We start from the raw sequence: 23,417 nt of genomic DNA, 5'->3' as shown, positions 1-23,417 counted from the left end.
CTATACCTCCTTTAAAAGTTCTACTAAGTCTATCTTAGTTAACTTAGAATAAACTGGCAGTATATTTATAATGATAAAAGCGATACAAATCAAGAACGAATACAGTATAGTATTACTAGCAAATCTAATGTCTATATCCCCTATAGTACCTCCAGTTATTTTTATAATGATAAATTGAATCACTATCGATATAAGGAAAGAAATCATAGTCGTTTTAAATAAATATTTAAAGTATAACTTAAAAATAGCTTCATCTGTAGCACCACATACCTTTCTTATAACTAAATCTTTTTTTCTGTTTTCAATTAAAAGATATGATGTTCCTACTAAGTTTAAAGTGACTATAACAATAACTGCAAAAACTAAATTTTTAAATAATCTTGTTTCCTCTCCGTTTACATCAGATACTGCACCATCAACTTCCATAATAGTCCCTTTGTATTTATTATTTATAAGTTTCTCTAAGCCTTTAACTCCATTTTCTATCTCTTTTTCATTACCATGTATTGTAACTAAATACTCTCTATTATTAAGTTTTAAATCTTTCTCTTTTGAATTTTTATAAAATAGTTTCTCAGGAATTATAATTTCACCATTAGGTACATAAGTCTTCCCTCTTTTTGAGATTTCTTCATCTAAAATCTTAACTTCTTCTTTATCTGCTAAATTAACAGCATATATTCCCTCTGATTTATCACTATTTTTAAATTCTTCCTTTGTAAAAAATTCTCCATAGCTCATATCTTCACTCATATCATTTCCGTCAAATTGAACTATAGTTTTTAATATATGATTTTTCTCAAAATCATAATAAGCTAAACAAGTAGTTAATTTATTTTTATTTAACTCATCTAAGATTTCTTTAATTTGGATATCCTTTTCCCCTTCAAATTGTATTACTTTATTCTTGCTTGGCTCACTCTTTAAGAAGTTTTTATTAATATTAGAAATCGAAGAACTAGCAAGCATGAACAAAACTAACCCTATAGTAATTGAAATACCATAGAAAATACTATATGTGTCTAATTTCCCCTTCTTCATGTTTCCCCCTTATTTTGTTTTATTTTACAATTTTATAATAATATGTATTTAATTTGATTTCAATTATCATTTTTATTTATATAAATTTAGCATATTTACATGAAAATATTTATATTTTTTCGAAAGTTATTTTCATTTTTTTGTTATTTTGTCAATTTATACAACAAAAAAAACCTTACAGTCAAAAGACTGTAAGGTTTTATATTGTATGCTTTTTATAATTTTATTCCGTTTTCTCTTGCGTAATAGAACAAGTATTGTTGTGCAAAGCCTGCTAAATTTTTAAATCTATCTCTTGCAAAGATTCTTATTTTATTTAAAGAACCCTCTTCTGCATCATAAAAATGCATCATAGCTCTTTTAACCCAAACATCTACTGGGAAGCCTGAATACTTACCCATAGAAAACAACATTATGCAATCTGCTACCTTAGCACCTACACCTTTAAATTCTTGAAGTGCTTTGTGGCAATCATCATCACTTAATCCTTCTATTCTGCAAAGGTTATAAATTCCGTCTTCTATATCTAAATCTGAATTTATATTTTTTACAGTATCAACTATATATTTACTTCTAAATGATGCACCTGTTTCTCTTATATCATCTTCTGTAGCATCTTTAAGCTCTTCTGGAGTTGGGAAAGTGTAGTAAGTTTCACCATTATACTCTATCTTTTCTCCAAATCTTTCACTTATTTTAGAAATAGTTTTTTTGATAGAAGGAATACTATTTCTAGCTGAGATTATAAAGCTTATTAAAAGTTCAAAAGGCTCTTGGTTTAAAAGTCTTATACCGTATCCGTATTCTACGCTAAGCTTTAAAGTTTCATCTTTTGATAACTCGTCTTTTATCTTTCCGTAATCTCTCTCTAAATCAAAATATTTAAACCAAATATTTTTAAAATCTTCTTTGTTTGAATTTAATATAGTTACATTATCCCCTTCTTGAATAACTTCTATAACTTTACCAAAAGCTATAATTATGTAATCCATCTCTTTGATTTTTTCCCATCTAAAGCATTGACCACACTCTAGTATTTGCTTTATATTGAAGTTTTTAACCCCTTCTAATATAACTTTGTTTTCTTCATACTTTACATCTTTTAAATCCAAATTACTCACCTTTTTCTCTTATAATTATTTCATCTAAAATGATTGCTGCTGTATCTAACATGTGACCGCAGCCCTTTACTTCATCTTTGTACTCTTTTTTTAATTCATCGCAATTATGAGTTCTTAATTTATCTTGGAATTTATTCATAAATTCTATAGTTAACTCCCTAACTTTTGGTGTAGCATGAGCTCTATCTTTAGTAAATATTATCCCTATAACAGAAATAGCCCCAGTCGCTGCCCCGCAGATGCTCTCTATTCCCATTCCTCCACCAAAGGAAGCCATAGCCTTCATAGCATCTTCTGATACGTTTAATCCGTACTCATCACTTGCTGCAAATAACATTCTCTCTGAACAATTAAAATCATATTTTTCTTTATCTGAATATTTTTTTACTTTATCTATTAACATTTTACACACTCCATAATAATTATTGATTAATTATATTTCTTTATTATAACATAATTATATTAAAATCTAATGTCCTTTTATTAAATATAATAAAAGAGGTGCCTTATTACAATACTGTAATTTTAGCATCCTCTTTTTATTTTACTCTTTATTTAAGTATTCATGTATAGCTTTTGCTGCTTTTTTAGAAGCTCCCATAGCAAGTATTACAGTTGCAGCTCCAGTTACTGCATCTCCTGCCGCAAAAACTCCTTCTCTAGATGTTATTCCGTCTTCATTTGCAACTATACATCCTCTCTTATTTATTTCTAAACCTTCTGTAGTGGAAGAAATAAGAGGGTTTGGTGAAGTTCCAAGAGACATTATTACAGTATCAAAATCTATTATAAATTCTGATCCTTCTATTTCTTTAGGTCTTCTTCTTCCTGATTCGTCAGCTTCTCCGAGTTCCATTTTAACGCATTTCATTCCAGAAACCCAGCCGTTTTCATCACTTAAAATCTCTATAGGATTTGTTAAAACATCAAAGATTATCCCTTCTTCTTTAGCATGATGAATTTCTTCTATTCTAGCTGGAAGCTCATCTAAGCCTCTTCTATAAACTATATGCGTTTCAGCACCGAGTCTAAGTGCAGTTCTAGCTGCATCCATAGCAACATTTCCTCCACCTACAACACAAACTTTTTTTCCAAGCTTTATAGGAGTTTCATATCCTTCTTTAAAAGCTTTCATTAAATTATTTCTAGTTAAAAACTCGTTTGCTGAAAATACTCCGTTAGAGTTTTCACCCTTTATTCCCATAAACTTTGGAAGTCCAGCTCCAGAACCTACAAACACAGCTTCAAAACCTTCCTCTTCAAAAAGCTCATCTATAGTAATAGTTCTACCTATAATTACATTAGTCTCAATCTTTACTCCAAGCTTTTTAACATTTTCTATTTCACTTTTAACTACAGTATCTTTTGGAAGTCTAAACTCTGGAATACCATAAACTAAAACTCCACCTGGCTCGTGAAGAGCTTCAAATATAGTAACGTCATACCCTAGTTTTGCTAAATCACCAGCACAAGTAAGCCCCGCTGGTCCACTTCCAATAACTGCTACTTTTTTATTTAGTTTAGTCTCTATTTCTGATAGATCTATTTCGTTTTCTCTAGACCAATCAGCTGCAAACCTTTCAAGCTTACCTATAGATACTGGCTCTCCTTTTATTCCAAGGACACAAGCACCCTCGCATTGGCTTTCTTGAGGACAAACTCTCCCACACACAGCTGGAAGAGATGATGATTTTGCTATTGCTTTTATAGCTCCTTCAAAATTTTCCTCTTTAATTCCTTTTATAAATTCAGGTATATCTACATTTACAGGGCAATTTCCTACGCACCTTGGGTTTTTACACCCTAAGCACCTGTTAGCCTCTTTAACTGCCTCTTCTTCTCTATACCCCAAACAAACCTCGTTAAAGTTTCTATTACGAACCTTAGCTTCTTGTTCTAAAACAGGAATTCTTTTCATTCTATCTAAATTATCCATTACTCTTCACCCCCGCAATTTCCACAGCCACCGTGGTGAGTGTTACCTTCTATTTCTTTTAAGGCTTTTCTTCCCTCTTCTGTCTTATACATAGTTTGCCTTCTCATAGCCTCATCATAATCTACTAGATGCCCATCAAACTCAGGTCCATCAACACAAGCAAACTTAACTTCTCCCCCTACAGTAACTCTACAAGCACCACACATCCCAGTTCCATCTACCATTATAGGATTTAAGCTAACTGTAGTTTTTATATTAAGTTTTTTAGTTAAACTAGACATAAATTTCATCATTATCATAGGTCCTATAATTATAGCGTGAGTGTATTTTTTTCCTCTATTATTAACTAAATCTTCTAAAAGATCAGTAACTCTTCCTTTAAATCCGTAAGACCCGTCATCAGTAGCTATATATAAATTTTTAGCTACTTTTCTCATTTCTTCTTCAAGTATAATTAAATCTTTATTTCTGCTTCCTATTATTACATCAACATCTATTTTGTTTTCTTTCATCCATTTTACTTGAGGATATACTGGAGCTGCCCCTACTCCTCCGCAAACAAATAATATTTTTTCCTTTTTTAATTCTTCTAAGTCTTCATTTACAAATTCACTAGGCATTCCTAAAGGCCCAACAAAGTCTAAAACGCTATCTCCTTCGTTAAACTTAGCTAAATCTTTAGTGCTCTTTCCCATAGTTTGAAACACTACAGTTACAGTTCCTAAGTCTTTATTAAAATCAGCTATAGTTAAAGGAATTCTCTCACCTTTTTCATCATTTTTTATAATAATAAATTGCCCCGGTTTTGCACTTTTACTAACTCTTTTAGCTTCTATATCCAAAGAATATAAATTATCTGCTAAAGTCTTCTTTTTAACTATTTTATACATCCATATAACCCCCTGTAATTCCAAATTTTCATTTCACAATTATATCATTTTTTTCCTAAATATTACAATAAGTTTTAAGAATTACATACAATCTATTAAATTTAGCTTACATTGAAAGACTGATTATAAAATACGATAAATATTGTGATAAAATATATAATGACATTAATTAAGGGGGATTTATCTATGGTTGAAATAATTAAAGACCTAGTTAATATCATGAACTCAATTCATGATAAAACTATACATTACCTATCTTCTATGGGATATAATTTTACTGACAAAGAGCTTCACTTTATATTTATAGGTGTAATAGGGATTTTTATTTTTGCTTTTGCACAAGTATTATTTAGAGTTTTAGCTAAATATTCAATTACAGCAGTATCCTTCGTATATACTTTTACTATTTTAATTTTTATAACTGTCTCTATAGAGATACAACAAAAATTAACTGGTGCTGGTAATATGGAGTTTGGGGATGTCTTTTGGGGATTATACGGGTTTATCTTTATTTTTGTTATTTACTTAGTAATAGTACTTATAATAAAAGGTATAAAATATCTTTTAAACAAAAATAATAAATCTTCCAAAAAGAATTTTACTAAAACAAATTCAAATAAAAGAAAAGTTAAATAATATAAATTTTAAAAGGGATGTTTCTAACACGTTAGAAACATCCCTTTATTAAATAAAGTTGTATTATTCAATCTTAACCTTTTTCTCTTGTAAATCTAAAATATTTAAGAAGAATTCTACAACCCGAAGGCTATTTAATTATGCACAGAATTCTTGAGTTGCATAAATTTTATCCCCTGACTTATAAACTCCAACACCTATACCTGTGAAGTTACCGCTTAAAATGTTAGCTCTATGTCCCGGAGAATTCATCCAGTTGTTCATAAACTCTCTTGCTAGAACTTCTGGACTTCTGTTACTCATATATGCAATATTCTCTCCCCATGCACTTATTTTTACTCCATTTGCTTTCATTTTATCATATTCTGTTCGATTTGACAGGTCTTCATGTGAAAAATAATTATTTATTGCCATATCTTTAGATTTCTGTCTTCCATAAGATTGCATAGTAGCGTTATATGATAAGGCTTTTTTACCTGCTTTAGCCCTTTCGCTATTTACTATATTAATTATTTCACTTTCAACAGCTGACATATAAGAACTTTCATTAGTTACGTTGTTATTAGTATTATTATTAACATTAGAATTATTTTTTTGATTATTAGTAGTATTGTTATTTGAATAGTATCTTTGGACTTTAGGCTTAGCTTCATTGTTTGAAGTGTTACCACTTTCTTTATTAGAATTATCTTCTACCTTTTTAGAGTTATCTTCTGAAGCTTTATTACTAGTCTTATTATCCTTTGCTTCAACTAGCTTATCCTTATTTTTTTCCTTTTTAGAAATAGAAGTTCCAGTTTTATTTTCTTCTTTATTATTAGACTCATTTACTTTTTCTTCTTTTTCTTTAGCATTATCATCTTTTGACTTATTGTTGTCACTTGAATTTTTTATACTATTGTTATCTTCAACGATTTTAGTGTTATTTTCTCCATTTTTACTTTGGTTATCAATAGATTTCGTACACCCCACCGTGATTAAAGTAACTGCACCTAATAATACTGATAGTATTGCTTTTCTCTTCATACTTCCTCCTTTGTGAAAATAAGTAACAGAGTTATAACCTATTTGTTAAGTATAACTCTATCTTTATTTTACAAGGACAACCCTTATCACCACAATACGCTAACCCCTATGTTTTGCTTACATTTCTTTTATATTTATCCGATATTACCATATTACATATAATTTTTATTCCTTATTTTATAATGCTTTCACATATATTCTATTTATTCCTTTACAGTTTATTTATATTTTTTTAATTTTCCACCTTGCTCTATAGTAATGTTTACTTCCTCTACAACATTGTTTTGCTTCTTTGTTGGTATTTTACCAAAATCACCTGAATAAAGGCATTTTTTTATGTCCATAATCAAAATAACTAAAAAAATCAAAATTTTTCGAGGTGAGATTATGGTACATACACAAGCTTGTCCCCATTGCAATTCAAAACACTTTATTAAATACGGAAAATATAGATGCGTCCAAAGGTATCAATGCAAGGATTGTCTTAAAACCTTTAATGAAGGGACTGGGCTTGTCTGGCATAATACTAGAAAGAGTGTTGACCTTTGTGACAAATACACTCGCCTTATGCTATCTGGTGCTACTATAAGAGATTGTGCATATGGGTTAAATATTTGTATAGAAACATCTTTTAGATGGAGGCATAAGATACTAAAACATATAGAAACTTATACTGATTCAAGAAGAACTCATATAGTTACAGCTATGAGACATACTAAATTCTTAGAAAACTTTAAAGGTCAAAAGACTCCGCCCGTTTGTACTATTTCTAGAAGAAAAAACATCTTTGTAGCTACAACTATTAACAAAAACAATTACTCTCTAGCTAGGATATCCTTTGATTCTATGAGCCCTACAAAGGAATCTATAGAGAATTTATTAATTGAGTTTAATCCTGTATTTAATACTTATTTTTTGCCTGGAAAAGATAGATTTTCTTATCTCGTATCTAAGAAGTTAAACTACTCTCTTCATAAAAAGAAGGAATTAGAAATTTCTAAAGAAGAAAGTGAAATTTTACTTAATAATTGTTCTGATTTTATATTGAATTTAAGAAGATGGCTTAAAAAGTTTAGAAGCGTTGCTACAAAATATCTGCAAGTTTATTTAAATTGGTTCTTATATATTTACGAAGGATCCTATGAAAAACATACTATTTTATCTAATTTAATAAGTTCTATTTTTTGTGTAAAAGTAATTTAATTTTTCCACAATATTTATTCCTAATATAAGTATATCTTAATAGCTTGTCCCTATAGTAATTACTTGTCTACATCTATTGATTTTTGATAGTTTGTCTAAATAATTTTCACTTGTCCAAAATATCGAAAATTTATATGAATATAGCGAAAATCCCTTGTACCAATAATATCTCGTAACAATGTTGTAGTTTTTTTGATTTTTTATTATTTGTTATTGATTAGCTACTTATGCCCACTTATTACCAAATTATGAGGTACTACGCTTAAAATATAACTTTACTCTTATAATTTCCTTTATAGCAAAAAAGATAGGCATCCCTTAAGATACCTACCTTTATATATATTAATGAAATTAAACACGTATTTATTATCTGCTGTAGTCGTAGAAACCTTTTCCTGACTTTCTTCCAAGCCATCCAGCTCTTACGTATTTTCTTAATAAGCTTGATGCTCTGTATTTGCTATCACCAGTTTCGCTATATAATACGTCCATGATTGCAAGACATACATCTAATCCTATAAGATCTCCTAATGCTAAAGGTCCCATTGGGTGGTTAGCACCATATTTCATAGCTGTATCTATATCTTCAACTGAAGCGATTCCTTCTTGAAGTATGAATGTAGCTTCGTTTATCATTGGGATTAAGATTCTGTTTACAACGAATCCTGGAGCTTCTGAAACTTCTACAGGCTCTTTTCCGATAGCAACTGATAATTCTTTAACTGCATCGAAAGTTTCTTGGCTTGTAGCTATTCCTCTTATGATTTCAACTAACTTCATTACTGGAGCTGGGTTAAAGAAGTGCATTCCTATAACTTTATCAGCTCTGAATGTAGCTGAAGCTACTTCAGTTATTGATAATGATGAAGTATTTGAAGCTAAGATAGTTTCTGGTTTACAAATTCTATCTAATTCAGCGAATATTTCTTTTTTGATTTTCATGTTTTCTACAGCTGCTTCTACTACTAAGTCACAATCAGCTGCTAAATTCATATCAGTAGTTCCTGAAATTCTGCTTAAGATTTCAACTTTAGTTTCTTCAGTCATTTTTCCTTTTGAAACTAATCTTGAAAGACCTTTATCTATTCCTGCGATTCCTTTTTCAACGAACTCTTGTTTAATATCTCTTACTATTACTTCATGTCCTTTTTGTGCGAAAGCTTGAACGATTCCAGCTCCCATAGTTCCTGCACCTAATACAAATATCTTTTTCATAATTTTACCCTCCTAAACTTCTAGTCGAAGATTATATATTTTCCGATATCTATTTAAATTTATGCATTTTACTAGAATTTCTAGTAAAATGCATTTAATTTTAAAATTCTAAATTAGTTTTTTGCTGCTTTGAATTGAGCGATCATTTCTGGTAATACTTTATTAACATCACCAACTATAGCATAGTCAGCTAATTTCATGATTGGAGCTGTTTCATCTTTGTTTATAGCAATGATCATATCTGATTCTTGCATACCAGCTGTATGTTGGATAGCTCCTGAAATACCACATGCAATGTAGATGTTAGGTCTAACTGTTTTTCCTGTTTGACCTACTTGGTAATCTCTTTCAACCCATCCTTTATCTATAGCTCCTCTTGATGCTGCAACTGCTCCACCAAGTACGTCTGCAAGTTCTTGTAGTTTATCAAAGTTTTCTTTGCTTCCTACTCCTCTACCACCTGCAACTAAGAAGTTTGCTTCACTTATATCAACAACATCTTTAGTTTCTTTAACTATTTCAACTACTTTTGTTCTGATATCTGAATCTGCTAATTTAACTTCAACATTTTCAATTTCTAAGTTAGGTTTTCTCTCATCGATTTTTGAGAAAACTCCAGGTCTTACAGTAGCCATTTGTGGTCTGTGATCTGGACATGCGATTGTAGCCATTAAGTTTCCACCGAATGCTGGTCTTGTAGCTAATAAATCGCCATTTTCAACTTCTACTGCTAATTGAGTACAGTCAGCTGTTAATCCTGTTTCTAATCTAGCTGCAACTCTTGGACCTAAGTCTCTTCCTATGAAAGTTGCTCCTACGAATAATATTCCAGGTTTTCTTTCTTTAGCTAAGTCACAGATAACTTTTGTATATCCATCTGTAGTATAGTGCTCTAAATCTTTGTGATCACAAACGATAACTTTATCTGCACCGTGGTTTCCTAAAGTTTCAGCTAAATCTGATATGTTATGTCCTAATAATAAAGCTGTAAGCTCTACTCCTAATTCGTCTGCTATTCTTCTACCTTCGCCTAATAATTCTAATGATACTTTTTGTAATTCGCCTTCTCTTTGTTCAGCGAATACCCAAACACCTTTGAAATCTGCTATATTCATTTTCAATTACCTCCCAAACTTTCCTTAGATGTAGTGCTTTTCTTTTAATTTTCCGATTACGTATGCAACAGAGTCTTTTGGACCTTCTTTAACTAATTCTCCAGCTCCCTTAGCTTCTTTAGTCATTGACTTTTTAACTTTAGTTGGTGAACCTTTTAGTCCTAATTCTGCTTTATCTACATCTATATCGTCTGCTGACCATATAGTTATTTCTTTATCTACTGTATCAAAGATTAATCCACAGTTCATATATCTTGGGTGATTTAACTCTTCGATTGCTGTTAAAAGACATGGAGTTTGAACTTCTATCATTTCGTGTCCGTCTTCTAATGCTCTATTTACTAATAATCCGTTTTCTTTAACTTCTACACCTTGAACGTAAGTTACTTGAGGTATATTTAAGTGCTCTGCTATTTCTGGTCCAACTTGTGCTGTATCTCCATCGATAGCTTGTCTTCCAGCGAAAACTATATCATACTCTAATTTTTTGATTGCTCCTGCTAAAGCTTTTGATGTAGCTAAAGTATCAGCTCCTGCAAATGCTCTATCAGTTATAAGGATTGCATCGTCAGCTCCCATACATAAAGCTTCTCTTAATGCGTTTTGTGCTTGTGGAGGTCCCATACTTATTACTGTAATATTTGCCCCACTCTTGTCTTTTATTTGAAGCGCTGCTTCTAAAGCATGCTTATCTTCTGGGTTAATGATTGATGGTACTCCATCTCTTATAAGTGTTCCTGTTTTAGGATCTATTTTAACTGCTGTAGTATCTGGAACTTGTTTTAAACAAACTAATATATTCATTTTTATTGACCTCCCTATCTTAACTTACTTCCTGCTATAACCATTTTTTGAACTTCTGAAGTTCCTTCGTAAATTTCTGTGATTTTAGCATCTCTCATCATTCTTTCAACTGGGTATTCTTTAGTGTAACCATATCCACCGAAGATTTGAACTGCTTTAGTAGTTACATCCATAGCAACTTCTGCTGCGTATAATTTAGCTCTTGCAGCTTCTACTGAGTATGGAAGACCTGCTTCTTTTAATGTAGCAGCTTTGTAAACTAAGTATCTTGCAGCTTCTACTTTTGTATCCATTTCAGCTATCATCCATTGTAATCCTTGGAATGCTGAAAGTGGTCTACCAAATTGTTTTCTTTCTTTCATGTAGTTAACAGCTTCTTCTAAAGCTCCTTCTGCGATACCTAAAGCTTGAGCTGCTATACCAATTCTTCCTCCGTCAAGAGTTTTCATTGCTATACCAAATCCTCTTCCTTCTTGTCCAAGTAAGTTTTCTTTTGGTACGATACAGTTTTCCATTATTAACTCTGTAGTTGATGATGCTCTGATTCCAAGCTTATCTTCAACTTTACCTATTGAGAACCCTGGGAATGCTTTTTCAACTATGAAAGCTGAAATTCCTTTTGTTCCTTTAGATTTATCTGTCATAGCAAATATTATGAAAGTTTCAGCAACTCCACCATTTGTTATGAATATTTTTGATCCGTTAAGGATATAGTTATCCCCATCTAAAACTGCTGTAGTTTGTTGTCCTGCAGCATCAGTACCAGCTCCTGGTTCAGTTAGTCCGAAAGCACCAACTTTTCTTCCGCTTGCTAAGTCTGGTAAGTATTTAGCTTTTTGATCTGGTTTACCAAATTGGTTTATAACTGCTCCACAAAGTGAAGTGTGGGCTGAAAGAATAACTCCTGTAGTACCACATACTTTTGATAATTCTTCAACTGCTAAGATATATGATAAAGTGTCTCCACCTGCTCCTTCGTACTCTTTAGAAAATGGGATACCCATCATTCCTAATTCAGCCATTTTCTTAACATTTTCCATTGGGAATCTTTCAGTTTCGTCAATCTCTGCTGCTATTGGCTTAACTTCATTGTTAGCAAATTCTCTAACCATTTGTCTTACTAATTCTTGTTCTCTAGTTAATTGGAAATTCATTTAAATTACCCTCCTGTTCAATACACCCTAAATTTTATATATTAACTATTTATTTTGGAAATTCTTTTCTCTTCTCTCCATGAATGCTGTCATACCTTCAACTTGGTCTTCTGTTGCAAAACATTTTCCGAAGTCTTCAGCTTCTATCATGATAGCTCTATCCATATCAACTTGCATTCCTCTTCCAATTGCATCTTTACATAATCTAACTGCTATTGGAGCGTTTGCCATGATTTTTGAAGCCATTTTTCTAGCTTCTGCCATTAATTCTTCTAAAGCTACTACTTTATTAACTAATCCTATTCTTAAAGCTTCATCTGCTTTAATCATATCGCAAGTGTAGATAAGCTCTTTAGCTTTACCTTCTCCAACGATTCTAGCTAATCTTTGAGTTCCCCCAAATCCTGGTGTTATTCCAAGTCCTGCTTCTGGTTGTGCAAATCTAGCTTTTTCTGAAGCTATTCTTATATCACATGCCATTGCAAGCTCGCATCCTCCACCTAAAGCAAATCCTGAGATTGCTGCTATAACTGGCTTGTCTAAAGTTTCTAGTCTTCTGAATACTTTATTTCCTAAAGCACCAAATTCTTCTCCACCTTTTTCATCTAAATCTTTCATTTCTGAAATATCAGCTCCAGCTACAAAAGATTTTTCTCCAGCACCTGTAAGAATTACTGCATAGATGTTGTTATCTTTTTCAAGATCTTCAACTACCATGTTTAACTCTTTAAGAGTTTCTGAGTTTAAAGCATTTAATGCTTTTGGTCTATTGATAGTTACAATAGCTAAGTTTCCTTCTTTTTCAAGAAGTACGTTGTTTAATTCCATCACTGAATCCTCCTAAAACACAATCAAAAGGTTATTAGAGTAAAATTAACCCTTTTATATTATAAATTTTCATTTTATACCTAAACTTGTAATCTATTATAAAATTTCTCTCTTTGTTATTTGTTTCACAAATAACGACAAAAAAATAATTGAAGTCTCTCAACTTCAATTATTATTATATAACTTTGTTAAAAATTTTGCAATATTTTTTAGTAACTTTGTGTAAAATTTTTAACAATCTTATTTTATTCTAATTTTTATTTATTTGATTCTTTATCGTGTAGAAGATAAATTAAAGTTAATAAACTTTCACTTAAGTGAACATTTTCAACTATTACATCATCTGGCACTACTAAATCTACAGGTGCAAAGTTCCAGATTGCTTTAACTCCACCAGCGACTAGTGAATCACACACCTTTTGAGCGTTGATTCTTGGAACACAAATAACACCAACATCTGTATTCTTGCCTTCTAAGTATGTATTTAAATTATCAATCTCTCTTATTTCTACATCTCTAATTCTTAATCCTACTAATTTTGGATTCGCATCAAAAATTGCTGTAAAGTTCATTTTCATTTGACCAAATCTAGTATAGTTTGCAATCGCTTGCCCTATATTACCAGCACCAACTATGACTGCATCATAGTCTCTATCTAGCCCTAAAATCTTACTTATCTCATTACTTAATGCTCTAACGTTATAACCATAACCTTGTTGCCCGAAGTCACCAAAACAATTTAAATCCTGTCTTATTTGAGAAGCTGTAAAGCCAATCTTCTCCCCTAACTCTTTTGAAGAAATTCTATCTACATCATTATTTAATAATTCATTTAAATATCTATGATACTTAGGCAATCTTTTAATTACAGCCATTGAAATATTCTTTTTCTTTTCCATACTGCTCTCCTTTAATTGCTTTTATTTGTATTTTAAGTTATATTACTACCAATTTTCCTCTAACTGGGTGAATTTTTTAACTATCTATTTTATATTACCATAAATCGATAAAAATAATCTATTTTTTTTAAGTTTTCTAATTATATTTTTCATTTATATAGTATATTGATATATTTTATATACTGTAGTTTTAAATCTGTTTTTTTCTGTTATAATTATTTTCAAACTACATAATTAATGGAGGACATATAATGGAAGTAATACAATTTATTCAAAGCTATGCAAACCCTTCATTAGATACATTCTTTAAAATCATAACAAACCTAGGAGGTCAAACTCTAGGTGTGATTTTAGGTATTATCTTCTTTTTATTTATAAATAAAAAGATTGGGTTTAAATTTATATATGCTATGCTTTTTTCTTTTTGTTTAAATAACATATTAAAAGGAATTTTTAACGAATCTCGTCCTATAGGAACACCTGGAATTAAAAGTAGCGAAATCAATACTGCTACTGGTAGTTCCTTTCCTTCTGGCCACTCACAAGGTAATTCTACAGCATTTACTTTTTTAATAACTCAATTTAAAAAGAAATGGATTTTAGCCCTTGGGATAGTAATGATGATACTCGTTCCACTATCAAGACTTTATTTAGGTGTGCATTGGCCTATAGATGTTATTTTGGGAACTATCTTTGGAATAGTTTCTGTTTTTATTTCAAATAAAATTTTTGATTTATCATTTGATAAGCCTAAAAAATTATTTTTAATAACTTTAGTTATTTTCTTAATTTTAGGATTAGTTTTTAAAAGCTCTGATCTTACTAAAGCCATAGGGTCTTTTTTAGGTCTTAATCTATCTTTATTAATCGACCAAAAATACATTAACTTTAACCCTAAGGCAGATATAAAACAAAATATATTAAAACTTTTAATCTTAGCTATAGGTTTAATTCTTATATACTTTATATTTAACCTTTTTAATAAGACTTTAATCGTAGAATTTTTAAAATATTTTTCTTTATGCTTTTATGGCCTTACTATTTCGCCATATATATTTATGAAGTTTAAAATTCATTCTTAAACTTAAATTAAAAAAACTAGAGGAATACGATATGCTCTATCTATAAAGAAAGCATACCAAACCCCTAGTTTTTATTTTCTTAAAAGTTATTATTTAAGTGCTCTCATTGAGTTTAAAACTGCGATTAATGTTACTCCAACATCTGCAAAAACAGCTTCCCACATATTTGCATCTCCAAGTGTTGCTAAAACTAAAACTATTAATTTTACGCCTAGAGAGAAATAAATATTTTGCCATAAGATTTTGCTTGTTTTTCTTGCTATTTTGATTGATTCTGGTAAAGCTGTAGGTTCATCTTTCATTAAAACTACGTCTGCTGCCTCTATAGCTGCATCTGAACCTATTCCTCCCATAGCTACTCCAACGTCCGCTCTAGCTAAAACTGGGGCATCATTTATACCATCTCCAACAAAGGCAACCTTGCCTTTATTTTCTCCTTCTAGTAACTCTTCAATCTTTGTAACTTTATCTTGTGGTAATAGTTCTGCATACACATTATCAATACCAAGTTCTTTTGAAACTTTTTCTGCTGTATTTTTGTTATCACCTGTAAGCATTACTACATTTTTAATTCCTAAAGCTTTAAGTTCCTCTATAGCTTCTTTTGAATTTTCTTTTATTTGATCTGAAATTACAATGCTTCCTATATATTTTGAATCTAAAGCAACGTGTATTATAGTTCCTAGTTCTAAAATTTCAGGAGTTTTAACGTTTTTAATTGCCATAAGCTTGCTATTACCAACTAAAACTTCTTTTGAATCTATATAGTAAACTATTCCTTTACCACTTACTTCTTCATGCTTATCTATTTTAACTTTTCCTATTTCTTCTTTTGAAGATAATTTAAATTCTTCAAGTATTGAAGTCCCTATAGGGTGAGTTGAATATTGCTCTCCTAAAGCTGCATATCTTAATACTTCGCTTTTACTTAAATTATCTGATACTATCTTTGTTACCTTAAAAGTACCTTTAGTTAAAGTACCTGTTTTATCGAATACTACTGTATCTACATCTTTTAAAGCTTCTAAATAGTTTCCACCTTTAATTAATATTCCTTTTTTAGAAGCTCCTCCTATCCCTGCAAAAAGTCCTAAAGGAACTGATACTACTAAAGCACAAGGACAAGAAACTACTAAGAATATTAATGCTCTATATATCCACTCATCAAAAGTAGTATTTGGAATTACAAGTGGTGGAATTATTGCAAGTGCTAAAGCTGAAAATACTACTATTGGTGTATAGTATTTTGCAAATTTAGTTATAAACTTCTCAGTTTCAGCCTTTTTAGAACTAGCATTTTGAACTAACTCTAATATTCTTGCAACAGTTGAATCTTCAAACTCTTTTAAAACCTTAACCTTTATAACGCCACCTAAGTTTATTGAACCTGCTAAAAGTTCGTCTTTAGGCTTTTTAGATACTGGAAGTGATTCACCTGTTAAAGCTGAAGAATCAACGCTTGTACTTCCTTCGATTATCTCTCCATCTAAAGGAACTCTTTCCCCTGATTTTATTAGGATTATATCATTTACCTTTACGTCTTCTGGATTTACCTCTTTAATTTCGCCTGTGTTTGTAATTAGGTTTGCATATTCTGCTTTTATATCCATAAGGGCTGATATTGATTTTCTTGATCTATTAACAGCGTAGCTTTGGAATAACTCTCCTATTTCGTAGAAAATCATAACTGCTACACCCTCAGGGTACTCTCCTACAGCAAATGCACCTATAGTTGCAACTGACATTAAGAAGTTTTCATCAAAAACTTTCCCTTTTCTAATGTTATTAAAGGCAGTTAGTAATACTCCCTTACCTACTAAAATATAAGATATTAAAAATAACCAAACATTCTTATCTAAAGCCATAGCTAAAATAAAGAATATTGTTCCTGCGAATAATCCATAGTTTTCTTTTATAACTTGGATTATTTTATTTTCTTTTTCTGTGACTTTTGAAGTATTAGTTTTAGATACGTTATCTTTATACTTATTAACCTTTACTCCTGGTTCTAAATCATTTACTATATCTTTTGCAGATTTTATGATATTGTCTTCTGAAGCTTTATCTTTATCATAATTAATTATAAGAAGCTTCATAGGGAAATTTAAGCTTGCGCTATCTACGTTACTTAAATTATTTACCTTTTCTTCAATCTTCCCAGCACAGTGAGCGCAATCTAGCCCTTCTAAAGTTAATTTAACTTTAGATTTTGAATCATTATTTGATTTTTTGTTAGATGCTATTTTATATTTCATTACTTTAACTTGGGGCTCAAGTTCATTTACTACCTTAGTTACTTTATCTATAAGTTTTTTTTCTGTAATCTTTTCTTCATCGTAAGATATAATTAATAGCTTAAATGAAAAATTTATACTAGCTTCTTTTACTTCATCGAAATTATTAACTATATTTTCAATTTTACCTGCACAGTTTGCACAATCTAAACCTTCTAGTAATAGTTTAAGTTTAGCGTCCATATTCTTATCCCCCTTTATTCACTTACGTGGTCTAATCCTTGATTAAATATTTTCATAATATGCTCGTCATCAAGTGAGTAATAAACTACTTTTCCTGATCTTCTAAATTTAACTAGTCTATTAGCTTTTAATGTTCTTAACTGATGTGATATAGCTGACTGAGTCATATTTAAAAGTACTGCTAAATCACAAACGCACATCTCTGCTTCGTAAAGTGCACAAATAATTTTAATTCTTGTTGTATCTCCAAAAACTTTAAAAAGTTCTGCTAAATCGTATAGTGTTTCTTCTTTTGGAAGTTTATCTTTAACTTCATTCACTACATCTTCGTGAATGACATTACAATTACATCTATCTGCTTCTTTCATAAAATCCCTCTTTTCATATGAATGATTGTTCATATGTTCATTATATGATTGTTTAGTGATTTTGTCAACTTTAAATCTGAATAATTTATAATTATTTTACGAATGATAATATTGAAATTATGTTTACTAAACATATTATTAATTATTTATATTAAATATTCTTTTTGGAGGTCTTTTTAATGGAAGAAAATCTTAAAATAACTAAACTTGTTAAACAAGGGGGAAGAATCGTAGGTTACGAGTTATCAAACGGTCACCAAATCGATAAGACCGCTGCTGTTTATATGACTAAGTCTGGAGAGATAACTAACGTAACACTTATAAACAACTTTGATGGAAGTGTAGGCCTTGCACCTTACGATAAAAATTTAAAAGACTTGCCTGTTATTGTTATACATTCATAATAAATAGCTTTTTAGCAATCTACTCTATATAATTTAATTTCTTATTTTATAAAAAAAGATGTTGAACTTTAAAAGTTCAACATCTTTTTAAATAGCTTCAGCTATTTTTACACTGTTTTCAATTATATTATCTAATATAACGTTTATTATTGTATTACTTACGTAATATGCAAAGTTTAAATCACTTTCTGTTCCAGGATTTTTTGAATAAAGTTCTAAAGTTGTATCTATAAAATCCCTTATTCTATTTATCTCTATCCCTTTATGTGTTAAACATGAAAGGTTTTTAAGTTCGTAGCTTTTAGCTATCTTAGATAATTCTCTTTCATACGTCACGTGCTTTTTAATAGCATTTTTGAATTCCCATCTCTCATAATGAGCTAAGCAGTAATAATCACATATAAAATGAGTTGCTACTCCTAGCGCTGCACTAAATTTCCCAATTCCTATATCGTTTCTAATCTCGTCTATTGAAAGTTCTGATAAAGTTTCTATTATTTCAATAATCATATCTATACTCTCATTAAAATAATGCTTTTTCAACTTGTATTTTGATATATAATCTGGCTTTATATTGCCCCATATATAAGATCTCTTGCTTACAAACATTTGCTTATCAATATCAAAATTGTTATAGATGTTTGTAGCGATAAGCTTATGTGTGCCTGCCATCATATTAACATCACTTCCTTATAATATTTAAGTGAATTTATTATAATTCTACTATAAACTGAATTTTTAAAGTAGGTCGTTTTCTTGGCTAATTTAAATTTTTTGCCTATATCTTTAAATTTATTCCAATAAACTAATTATAGTCTTATATTTGAATTTTTCAAATTATTTTTATTAAATTAACTAAATTAATAAATAAATTTTACATATGTCTTCAAATTAATAAAATTGGACTATACATATTTAGTATAGCCCAATTTTTATTTAAGTAATTTTTAATCAATTTTTGTTATTGCAAGTGCAATAGCACCAAGCACCCCTGACTTTCCATCAAGCTTTGCTTTAACTATCTTACAGTTATTTAAAATAGTACTTAAGCATCTCTTTTCCATCTCTTCATTTATACTTTCAGATAAGATATCCCACTCGTTTGAAATACCTCCACCTATTACTATAATATCTGGGTCAAATATATTTGCATAATTTGAAACAGCTACTCCTAAGTAAGAAAGAGATTCTTTTAAGATTTCTTTTGATAATCTATCACCATTTTTAGCTTCTTTAAAGACTTCTTTTGCTGTTACTTCATTGTATTCTCTTAAAGAAGTTTTTGCTCTGCTTTTTAGAGCTTCATTTGCTAAATTTGAAATTGCAGTTCCAGAAGATAAAGATTCTACGCAGCCTCTGTTTCCGCAGCCACATCTTCTTCCTTTAGTACTTACAGTTGTATGTCCTACTTCTAATGCATTTGAAGTGCTACCTCTATATATTTTACCATTTAATATAGCACCTCCCCCAATTCCTGTACTTACAGTTACATAGACCATATTTTCAGTGTTTTTTCCAGCTCCAAATTTATGCTCAGCTAAAGTAGCTACGTTTGCATCATTATCTAAACAAACTGGTATTTTAAAAGTATCTTCTAATTCTTTTACTATATTATAATTTTTAAAAGGTAAATTAGCAGGCTCTGCAATAAGACCATTTTTTACATCTAACGGTCCTGGCGAACCTATCCCTATAGCTACTACTCTTTCTTTATCTATATCTTGTAGTAAGTAGCTTATACTATCTTTAATCTTTTGAACTATCGAGTCAGCACCCTTAAAAGCTTCAGTTTGAACTACTATTTCTTTTAGTATCTCCCCAGACTTATTTGCAAGGGCTGAATATATTTTAGTTCCACCTAAATCTATCCCTATAAATAACTTTTCCATATTTAATCCCCTTTATTTAGAAAACTGTATATTGCTCTTCTTTATTAAAAATGTGTAATTTATTTAAATCCATTATATATCTTAGGCTACCTTTAGTATTTAAGTTTTCTGCTGTTGCAGTTTTAATTATAAGTTGTCTTCCTTCTGCTTTTAAGTAAAGGAAAGTTTCTGCACCTAAGTTTTCTGATACTTCTATCTCTGATTCAAATACTACTTCCGCCTTGTCTACGTCTGCTTTTTTGCAGCTTATATTTTCAGGTCTTATTCCTACTATAACATCTGCGTTTGCATGATCCTTTTCTCTAAGTATATCTGCCTTATCTTTAGGAACCTCAACTTCTTTATCTAACATTTTTAAGAATACTTTACCTTCTTTTTCGTAAGTTGTTCCATAGAAAGTATTCATTTGAGGACTTCCTATAAATCCTGCAACAAACATATTAGCTGGATTTTCATATATTTCTTTAGGACTCGCTACTTGTTGAATAAGTCCATCTTTCATAACTACTATTCTAGTTCCAAGAGTCATAGCCTCTGTTTGGTCATGAGTTACATATATAAATGTAGTTTTAAGCTCTCTATAAAGCTTTGCTATCTCTGTTCTCATTTGAACTCTAAGCTTTGCATCTAAGTTTGATAAAGGTTCGTCCATTAAGAATACTTTAGGATGTCTAACTATAGCTCTTCCCATAGCAACCCTTTGTCTTTGTCCTCCTGATAATGCTTTAGGCTTTCTATCTAAAAGATGCTCTATATCAAGAATTCTTGCTGCATTTCTTACCTTTTTCTCTATTTCTTCTTTTGGCATCTTTCTAAGCTTTAATCCAAAAGCCATATTATCATATACTGTCATATGAGGATATAGTGCATAGTTTTGGAATACCATAGCTATATCTCTATCTTTTGGTGCTACATCATTAACTAATCTATCACCTATATATAATTCTCCACCTGAAATTTCTTCAAGTCCTGCTATCATTCTTAAAGTAGTTGATTTCCCACACCCTGATGGTCCTACAAAAACTATAAATTCCTTATCCTCTATTTCTAAGTTAAAATCATTTACTGCTTTAAACCCATTCTCATATATTTTATCGATATTTTTTAATACTAATCCTGCCATTTTTGCTTCCTCCCTTTTATAAACTGTTAAAACACATTGGATTTAACTTTCTGCATATAGATAATAGTTTTTTATCCATAGCTACTCTAAACCCCACAAGCTTTGAGTCTCTATTTATAACTAAAATTTTTTCTTTTAATTTTTTATCATCTTCTATACAAGCATTTACTACCCTTATATTTTTATTATTTGCTTCTTCTAAACTATAAGCATTTACTAGTTTTTCTATATTCAATGTAGTTATAACTTTTCTTTTTTTCTTATTCATGATCTTTGTTATAACTAATTCATTTTCAGTTATCTCGTATTCATACTCTAAAAAAAGATTTCTTGCTATAAGCCCAAGTATTACGTATCCCATTAAGAAAGTTACAACACCAAACGTTCCAACAAAAACCGCTGAAATCATAGCTAAAATAACTAAAGTATTTCTAACACTTTGAAACTTTTTTTGTATATCCCCGTAATCCTTAGTAATAAATTGCTCATAGAAAATATCCATACTATACCCCTTCTCCCTTAGTTTTAAATCTATATATAACTTTAAATAAAAGTTTATTTCCAAATTTATATTTTTTATTATGTAATATATTTTTTATAATGGGATGCTTAACCTTTAAGCTAAGCATCCCTTAATTTAAAAATTATTTTTGAGTCTTTTTCCACTCATCAAGTTGAGATTGCATCTCTTGTAATACTTTATCTAGTCCTTGCTCTTTTAACTTAGCGTTTAATTTACCTAAATAATCATCAATATCTACTGATCCACTATAAAGTGTAGCTTTAAACTCTTCTAAAACATTGTTTATAGCTGCGATTTCGTTAGTCACCTTTTCTGTGTTAAATTTAAATCCTAATGCTGGTGAAACCTTAGCATCATCATTGAATTTTTCAAAAGCTGCCCATTTGTCTTTAGGCTCTTCTTCTAAAACATCAGTTATAAATAAGTTACCCATAGCAAAGTATGGAACATCATATTTTTTCTTTTCTGGCTCTATTAATTTGATTTGGTTATCAGAAACTTTTTCATAGTGAGTTCCTTCAATACCATAGTTTAAAAGATTTCTTAATTTTGCATCTGTATTTAAAAGATTTAAGAATTCAACTGCTTTTTCTGGATTTTTAGAGTTCTTTGAAACTGCTATCATTGAACCTGTAGTTGAACCGTTAGTTATCCAAGTATCAGTTATAGTTGATGAAACAACTTTTTTACCTAAAGTCTTTGACCAAAGAGTATCTGCATAAGGTTGTCCATCTCCTTTAGTTACAAATCTTTTAACTGTCTTATCATCTTGAGCTGTTGCTGAGTCAGCATTTATATATCCTTCTTTGTAGAATCTTCTTAAAGTATCTAAAGTCTTTTTCATTTCTTCAGTTTCAAACATATTTTGAATCTTTAAGCTTTTATCTGTTAATAAGATACCAGCTGGATCTACTAATTGATCGAAGAATGTTGTAAATGAGAATCCTTTAGTTATATATAAAGGTGTTACTCCTTTTTCTTTCTCTTTTATTAATTTTAACCATGGCTCTAAGTCTTCTAAAGTATGAAGGTCTTCATAAGGTATTTTGTATTTATCAACATATTCCTTAGTAAATACCCACATAGGTGCAACTCCAAGTTCTTTTTGGTTTGGAACTGCATATGTTTTTCCATCTACTTTAGCTCCATCCCAGAATCTTTGGTCTATTGCAGTTTTCATATCTTTTCCTTGATTATCTAAGTATGAATCTAATTCTAAAAATGCTCCTTTTCTAGCATTTCCTAAATAGTCTCCTGCCCAAGAGCAAGTGAATGCTAAATCGTAATCTTCTCCTGAGTTTATGATTACTGACATCTTTTGGTTGTAATCTCCAAAGTCTATAAATTTCATGTCTAAATTTACATTTATCTTTTCTTCTAAGTATTTATTAGCTTCATCTACTACTAATTTTAAATCTGTTGGCTCTTTCCCTATTGAGTACCAAGTTAAAGTAGTTACATCGTCTTTTCCTTTTCCTGCAGCAGAATTTGAGTTTCCGCATCCTGTTAAAATAGTTGTAGCTGTAAGCATTGCACAAGCTGCAATAGCAACAATCTTTTTAAATTTCATATCTATAATTCCCCTTTCCAATCTTTATTAATAACGTTTACAATTTAATTATAGATTATGGTAAATTTCTTTTATAGTGGACATTTTAAACATTTACTTAAATAAATTCACTT

24 protein-coding genes are annotated in these 23,417 nt (G+C 30.3%); 4 read left to right on the top strand and 20 right to left on the bottom strand.

What is annotated here, in order from left to right:
* The 5 genes from INR60_RS12170 to INR60_RS12150 all read right to left on the bottom strand — a co-directional run bounded on the left by INR60_RS12170 (position 1) and on the right by INR60_RS12150 (position 4,988).
* On the bottom strand, positions 1 to 1,041 hold the full coding sequence (locus INR60_RS12170) for an FtsX-like permease family protein (protein ID WP_194191811.1): 1,041 nt from the start codon (positions 1,039 to 1,041) through the stop codon (positions 1 to 3).
* 215 nt (positions 1,042 to 1,256) lie between these two features.
* Positions 1,257 to 2,153 carry a DNA-3-methyladenine glycosylase family protein gene (locus INR60_RS12165; protein ID WP_194191810.1) on the bottom strand — a complete coding sequence of 299 codons (897 nt, stop codon included), beginning with the start codon at positions 2,151 to 2,153 and terminating at the stop codon, positions 1,257 to 1,259.
* Position 2,154: 1 nt separating this feature from the next.
* Positions 2,155 to 2,565, bottom strand: a complete 411-nt coding sequence (locus INR60_RS12160) for a C-GCAxxG-C-C family (seleno)protein (RefSeq protein WP_194191809.1) — start codon at positions 2,563 to 2,565, stop codon at positions 2,155 to 2,157.
* A 141-nt stretch (positions 2,566 to 2,706) separates the two neighbouring features.
* Complete coding sequence (gene gltA, locus INR60_RS12155; protein ID WP_194191808.1) at positions 2,707 to 4,098, bottom strand: NADPH-dependent glutamate synthase; 1,392 nt, start codon at positions 4,096 to 4,098, stop codon at positions 2,707 to 2,709.
* Positions 4,098 to 4,988, bottom strand: a complete 891-nt coding sequence (locus tag INR60_RS12150) for a sulfide/dihydroorotate dehydrogenase-like FAD/NAD-binding protein (RefSeq protein WP_194191807.1) — start codon at positions 4,986 to 4,988, stop codon at positions 4,098 to 4,100. Before INR60_RS12150 ends, gltA begins: the two co-directional genes overlap by 1 nt.
* Positions 4,989 to 5,174: 186 nt before the next feature.
* Here INR60_RS12150 and INR60_RS12145 point away from each other — a divergent pair, with 186 nt between their 5' ends.
* On the top strand, positions 5,175 to 5,624 hold the full coding sequence (locus INR60_RS12145) for a hypothetical protein (protein WP_194191806.1): 450 nt from the start codon (positions 5,175 to 5,177) through the stop codon (positions 5,622 to 5,624).
* A gap of 138 nt (positions 5,625 to 5,762) precedes the next feature.
* Here INR60_RS12145 and INR60_RS12140 read toward each other — a convergent pair whose 3' ends face one another.
* Together INR60_RS12140 and INR60_RS17565 are read right to left on the bottom strand one after the other, a co-directional pair.
* Complete coding sequence (locus tag INR60_RS12140; RefSeq protein WP_194191805.1) at positions 5,763 to 6,650, bottom strand: CAP domain-containing protein; 888 nt, start codon at positions 6,648 to 6,650, stop codon at positions 5,763 to 5,765.
* Positions 6,651 to 6,868: 218 nt separating this feature from the next.
* Complete coding sequence (locus tag INR60_RS17565; protein WP_274380444.1) at positions 6,869 to 6,994, bottom strand: hypothetical protein; 126 nt, start codon at positions 6,992 to 6,994, stop codon at positions 6,869 to 6,871.
* A 43-nt stretch (positions 6,995 to 7,037) separates the two neighbouring features.
* Here INR60_RS17565 and INR60_RS12135 point away from each other — a divergent pair, with 43 nt between their 5' ends.
* Positions 7,038 to 7,853: an IS1/IS1595 family N-terminal zinc-binding domain-containing protein gene (locus INR60_RS12135; protein ID WP_194191804.1), complete on the top strand. Its 816-nt coding sequence runs from the start codon at positions 7,038 to 7,040 to the stop codon at positions 7,851 to 7,853.
* A gap of 366 nt (positions 7,854 to 8,219) precedes the next feature.
* Here INR60_RS12135 and INR60_RS12130 read toward each other — a convergent pair whose 3' ends face one another.
* The 6 genes from INR60_RS12130 to INR60_RS12105 form a co-directional block, all read right to left on the bottom strand.
* Positions 8,220 to 9,068: a 3-hydroxybutyryl-CoA dehydrogenase gene (locus INR60_RS12130; RefSeq protein ID WP_194191803.1), complete on the bottom strand. Its 849-nt coding sequence runs from the start codon at positions 9,066 to 9,068 to the stop codon at positions 8,220 to 8,222.
* Positions 9,069 to 9,181: 113 nt separating this feature from the next.
* A complete protein-coding gene (locus INR60_RS12125; protein ID WP_194191802.1) occupies positions 9,182 to 10,183 on the bottom strand; it encodes an electron transfer flavoprotein subunit alpha/FixB family protein in 1,002 nt (333 codons plus the stop codon).
* A 24-nt stretch (positions 10,184 to 10,207) separates the two neighbouring features.
* A complete protein-coding gene (locus INR60_RS12120) occupies positions 10,208 to 10,987 on the bottom strand; it encodes an electron transfer flavoprotein subunit beta/FixA family protein (RefSeq protein ID WP_194191801.1) in 780 nt (259 codons plus the stop codon).
* A 14-nt stretch (positions 10,988 to 11,001) separates the two neighbouring features.
* A complete protein-coding gene (locus tag INR60_RS12115; RefSeq protein WP_194191800.1) occupies positions 11,002 to 12,141 on the bottom strand; it encodes an acyl-CoA dehydrogenase in 1,140 nt (379 codons plus the stop codon).
* A gap of 45 nt (positions 12,142 to 12,186) precedes the next feature.
* Positions 12,187 to 12,969: a short-chain-enoyl-CoA hydratase gene (locus INR60_RS12110; protein WP_194191799.1), complete on the bottom strand. Its 783-nt coding sequence runs from the start codon at positions 12,967 to 12,969 to the stop codon at positions 12,187 to 12,189.
* Between the two features lie 257 nt (positions 12,970 to 13,226).
* Entirely contained in the window at positions 13,227 to 13,868 is a 642-nt protein-coding gene (locus INR60_RS12105) for a redox-sensing transcriptional repressor Rex (RefSeq protein ID WP_194191798.1), read from the bottom strand.
* A 251-nt stretch (positions 13,869 to 14,119) separates the two neighbouring features.
* Here INR60_RS12105 and INR60_RS12100 point away from each other — a divergent pair, with 251 nt between their 5' ends.
* Entirely contained in the window at positions 14,120 to 14,950 is an 831-nt protein-coding gene (locus tag INR60_RS12100; RefSeq protein ID WP_194191797.1) for a phosphatase PAP2 family protein, read from the top strand.
* A gap of 89 nt (positions 14,951 to 15,039) precedes the next feature.
* Here the strand turns inward: INR60_RS12100 and INR60_RS12095 are convergent, their stop codons facing one another.
* Entirely contained in the window at positions 15,040 to 17,427 is a 2,388-nt protein-coding gene (locus tag INR60_RS12095; protein WP_194191796.1) for a heavy metal translocating P-type ATPase, read from the bottom strand.
* A gap of 14 nt (positions 17,428 to 17,441) precedes the next feature.
* Complete coding sequence (locus tag INR60_RS12090) at positions 17,442 to 17,795, bottom strand: ArsR/SmtB family transcription factor (protein ID WP_238480444.1); 354 nt, start codon at positions 17,793 to 17,795, stop codon at positions 17,442 to 17,444.
* Between the two features lie 179 nt (positions 17,796 to 17,974).
* Between INR60_RS12090 and INR60_RS12085 the strand changes: the two genes are divergently transcribed.
* Positions 17,975 to 18,199, top strand: coding sequence for a DUF3892 domain-containing protein (locus INR60_RS12085; protein WP_194191794.1), 225 nt, complete (start codon positions 17,975 to 17,977; stop codon positions 18,197 to 18,199).
* An 87-nt stretch (positions 18,200 to 18,286) separates the two neighbouring features.
* Here the strand turns inward: INR60_RS12085 and INR60_RS12080 are convergent, their stop codons facing one another.
* The 5 genes from INR60_RS12080 to INR60_RS12060 all read right to left on the bottom strand — a co-directional run bounded on the left by INR60_RS12080 (position 18,287) and on the right by INR60_RS12060 (position 23,304).
* Positions 18,287 to 18,874, bottom strand: coding sequence for a zinc dependent phospholipase C family protein (locus tag INR60_RS12080; RefSeq protein WP_194191793.1), 588 nt, complete (start codon positions 18,872 to 18,874; stop codon positions 18,287 to 18,289).
* Between the two features lie 272 nt (positions 18,875 to 19,146).
* Entirely contained in the window at positions 19,147 to 20,088 is a 942-nt protein-coding gene (locus INR60_RS12075; protein ID WP_194191792.1) for an ROK family protein, read from the bottom strand.
* Between the two features lie 16 nt (positions 20,089 to 20,104).
* Complete coding sequence (locus tag INR60_RS12070; protein WP_194191791.1) at positions 20,105 to 21,211, bottom strand: ABC transporter ATP-binding protein; 1,107 nt, start codon at positions 21,209 to 21,211, stop codon at positions 20,105 to 20,107.
* Between the two features lie 16 nt (positions 21,212 to 21,227).
* Positions 21,228 to 21,713: a DUF6106 family protein gene (locus INR60_RS12065; RefSeq protein ID WP_194191790.1), complete on the bottom strand. Its 486-nt coding sequence runs from the start codon at positions 21,711 to 21,713 to the stop codon at positions 21,228 to 21,230.
* Positions 21,714 to 21,855: 142 nt separating this feature from the next.
* Positions 21,856 to 23,304: an extracellular solute-binding protein gene (locus tag INR60_RS12060; protein WP_194191789.1), complete on the bottom strand. Its 1,449-nt coding sequence runs from the start codon at positions 23,302 to 23,304 to the stop codon at positions 21,856 to 21,858.
* Between the last annotated feature and the right edge of the window lie 113 nt (positions 23,305 to 23,417).

It is taken from the genome of Clostridium chrysemydis (assembly GCF_015234215.1).
GTDB lineage: Bacteria > Bacillota > Clostridia > Clostridiales > Clostridiaceae > Clostridium > Clostridium chrysemydis.
The sequence above is the reverse complement of the archived record's forward strand: the minus strand, read 5'-3'. Positions and strand labels throughout refer to the sequence as shown.

Coding starts and splice junctions, on each gene's coding strand:
- INR60_RS12170 (WP_194191811.1), bottom strand. CDS start 1,041: ATGAAGAAGGGGAAATTAGACACATATAGTATTTTCTATGGTATTTCA.
- INR60_RS12160 (WP_194191809.1), bottom strand. CDS start 2,565: ATGTTAATAGATAAAGTAAAAAAATATTCAGATAAAGAAAAATATGAT.
- gltA (WP_194191808.1), bottom strand. CDS start 4,098: ATGGATAATTTAGATAGAATGAAAAGAATTCCTGTTTTAGAACAAGAA.
- INR60_RS12150 (WP_194191807.1), bottom strand. CDS start 4,988: ATGTATAAAATAGTTAAAAAGAAGACTTTAGCAGATAATTTATATTCT.
- INR60_RS12145 (WP_194191806.1), top strand. CDS start 5,175: ATGGTTGAAATAATTAAAGACCTAGTTAATATCATGAACTCAATTCAT.
- INR60_RS12140 (WP_194191805.1), bottom strand. CDS start 6,650: ATGAAGAGAAAAGCAATACTATCAGTATTATTAGGTGCAGTTACTTTA.
- INR60_RS17565 (WP_274380444.1), bottom strand. CDS start 6,994: ATGGACATAAAAAAATGCCTTTATTCAGGTGATTTTGGTAAAATACCA.
- INR60_RS12135 (WP_194191804.1), top strand. CDS start 7,038: ATGGTACATACACAAGCTTGTCCCCATTGCAATTCAAAACACTTTATT.
- INR60_RS12130 (WP_194191803.1), bottom strand. CDS start 9,068: ATGAAAAAGATATTTGTATTAGGTGCAGGAACTATGGGAGCTGGAATC.
- INR60_RS12125 (WP_194191802.1), bottom strand. CDS start 10,183: ATGAATATAGCAGATTTCAAAGGTGTTTGGGTATTCGCTGAACAAAGA.
- INR60_RS12120 (WP_194191801.1), bottom strand. CDS start 10,987: ATGAATATATTAGTTTGTTTAAAACAAGTTCCAGATACTACAGCAGTT.
- INR60_RS12115 (WP_194191800.1), bottom strand. CDS start 12,141: ATGAATTTCCAATTAACTAGAGAACAAGAATTAGTAAGACAAATGGTT.
- INR60_RS12110 (WP_194191799.1), bottom strand. CDS start 12,969: ATGGAATTAAACAACGTACTTCTTGAAAAAGAAGGAAACTTAGCTATT.
- INR60_RS12105 (WP_194191798.1), bottom strand. CDS start 13,868: ATGGAAAAGAAAAAGAATATTTCAATGGCTGTAATTAAAAGATTGCCT.
- INR60_RS12100 (WP_194191797.1), top strand. CDS start 14,120: ATGGAAGTAATACAATTTATTCAAAGCTATGCAAACCCTTCATTAGAT.
- INR60_RS12095 (WP_194191796.1), bottom strand. CDS start 17,427: ATGGACGCTAAACTTAAACTATTACTAGAAGGTTTAGATTGTGCAAAC.
- INR60_RS12090 (WP_238480444.1), bottom strand. CDS start 17,795: ATGAAAGAAGCAGATAGATGTAATTGTAATGTCATTCACGAAGATGTA.
- INR60_RS12085 (WP_194191794.1), top strand. CDS start 17,975: ATGGAAGAAAATCTTAAAATAACTAAACTTGTTAAACAAGGGGGAAGA.
- INR60_RS12080 (WP_194191793.1), bottom strand. CDS start 18,874: ATGATGGCAGGCACACATAAGCTTATCGCTACAAACATCTATAACAAT.
- INR60_RS12075 (WP_194191792.1), bottom strand. CDS start 20,088: ATGGAAAAGTTATTTATAGGGATAGATTTAGGTGGAACTAAAATATAT.
- INR60_RS12070 (WP_194191791.1), bottom strand. CDS start 21,211: ATGGCAGGATTAGTATTAAAAAATATCGATAAAATATATGAGAATGGG.
- INR60_RS12065 (WP_194191790.1), bottom strand. CDS start 21,713: ATGGATATTTTCTATGAGCAATTTATTACTAAGGATTACGGGGATATA.
- INR60_RS12060 (WP_194191789.1), bottom strand. CDS start 23,304: ATGAAATTTAAAAAGATTGTTGCTATTGCAGCTTGTGCAATGCTTACA.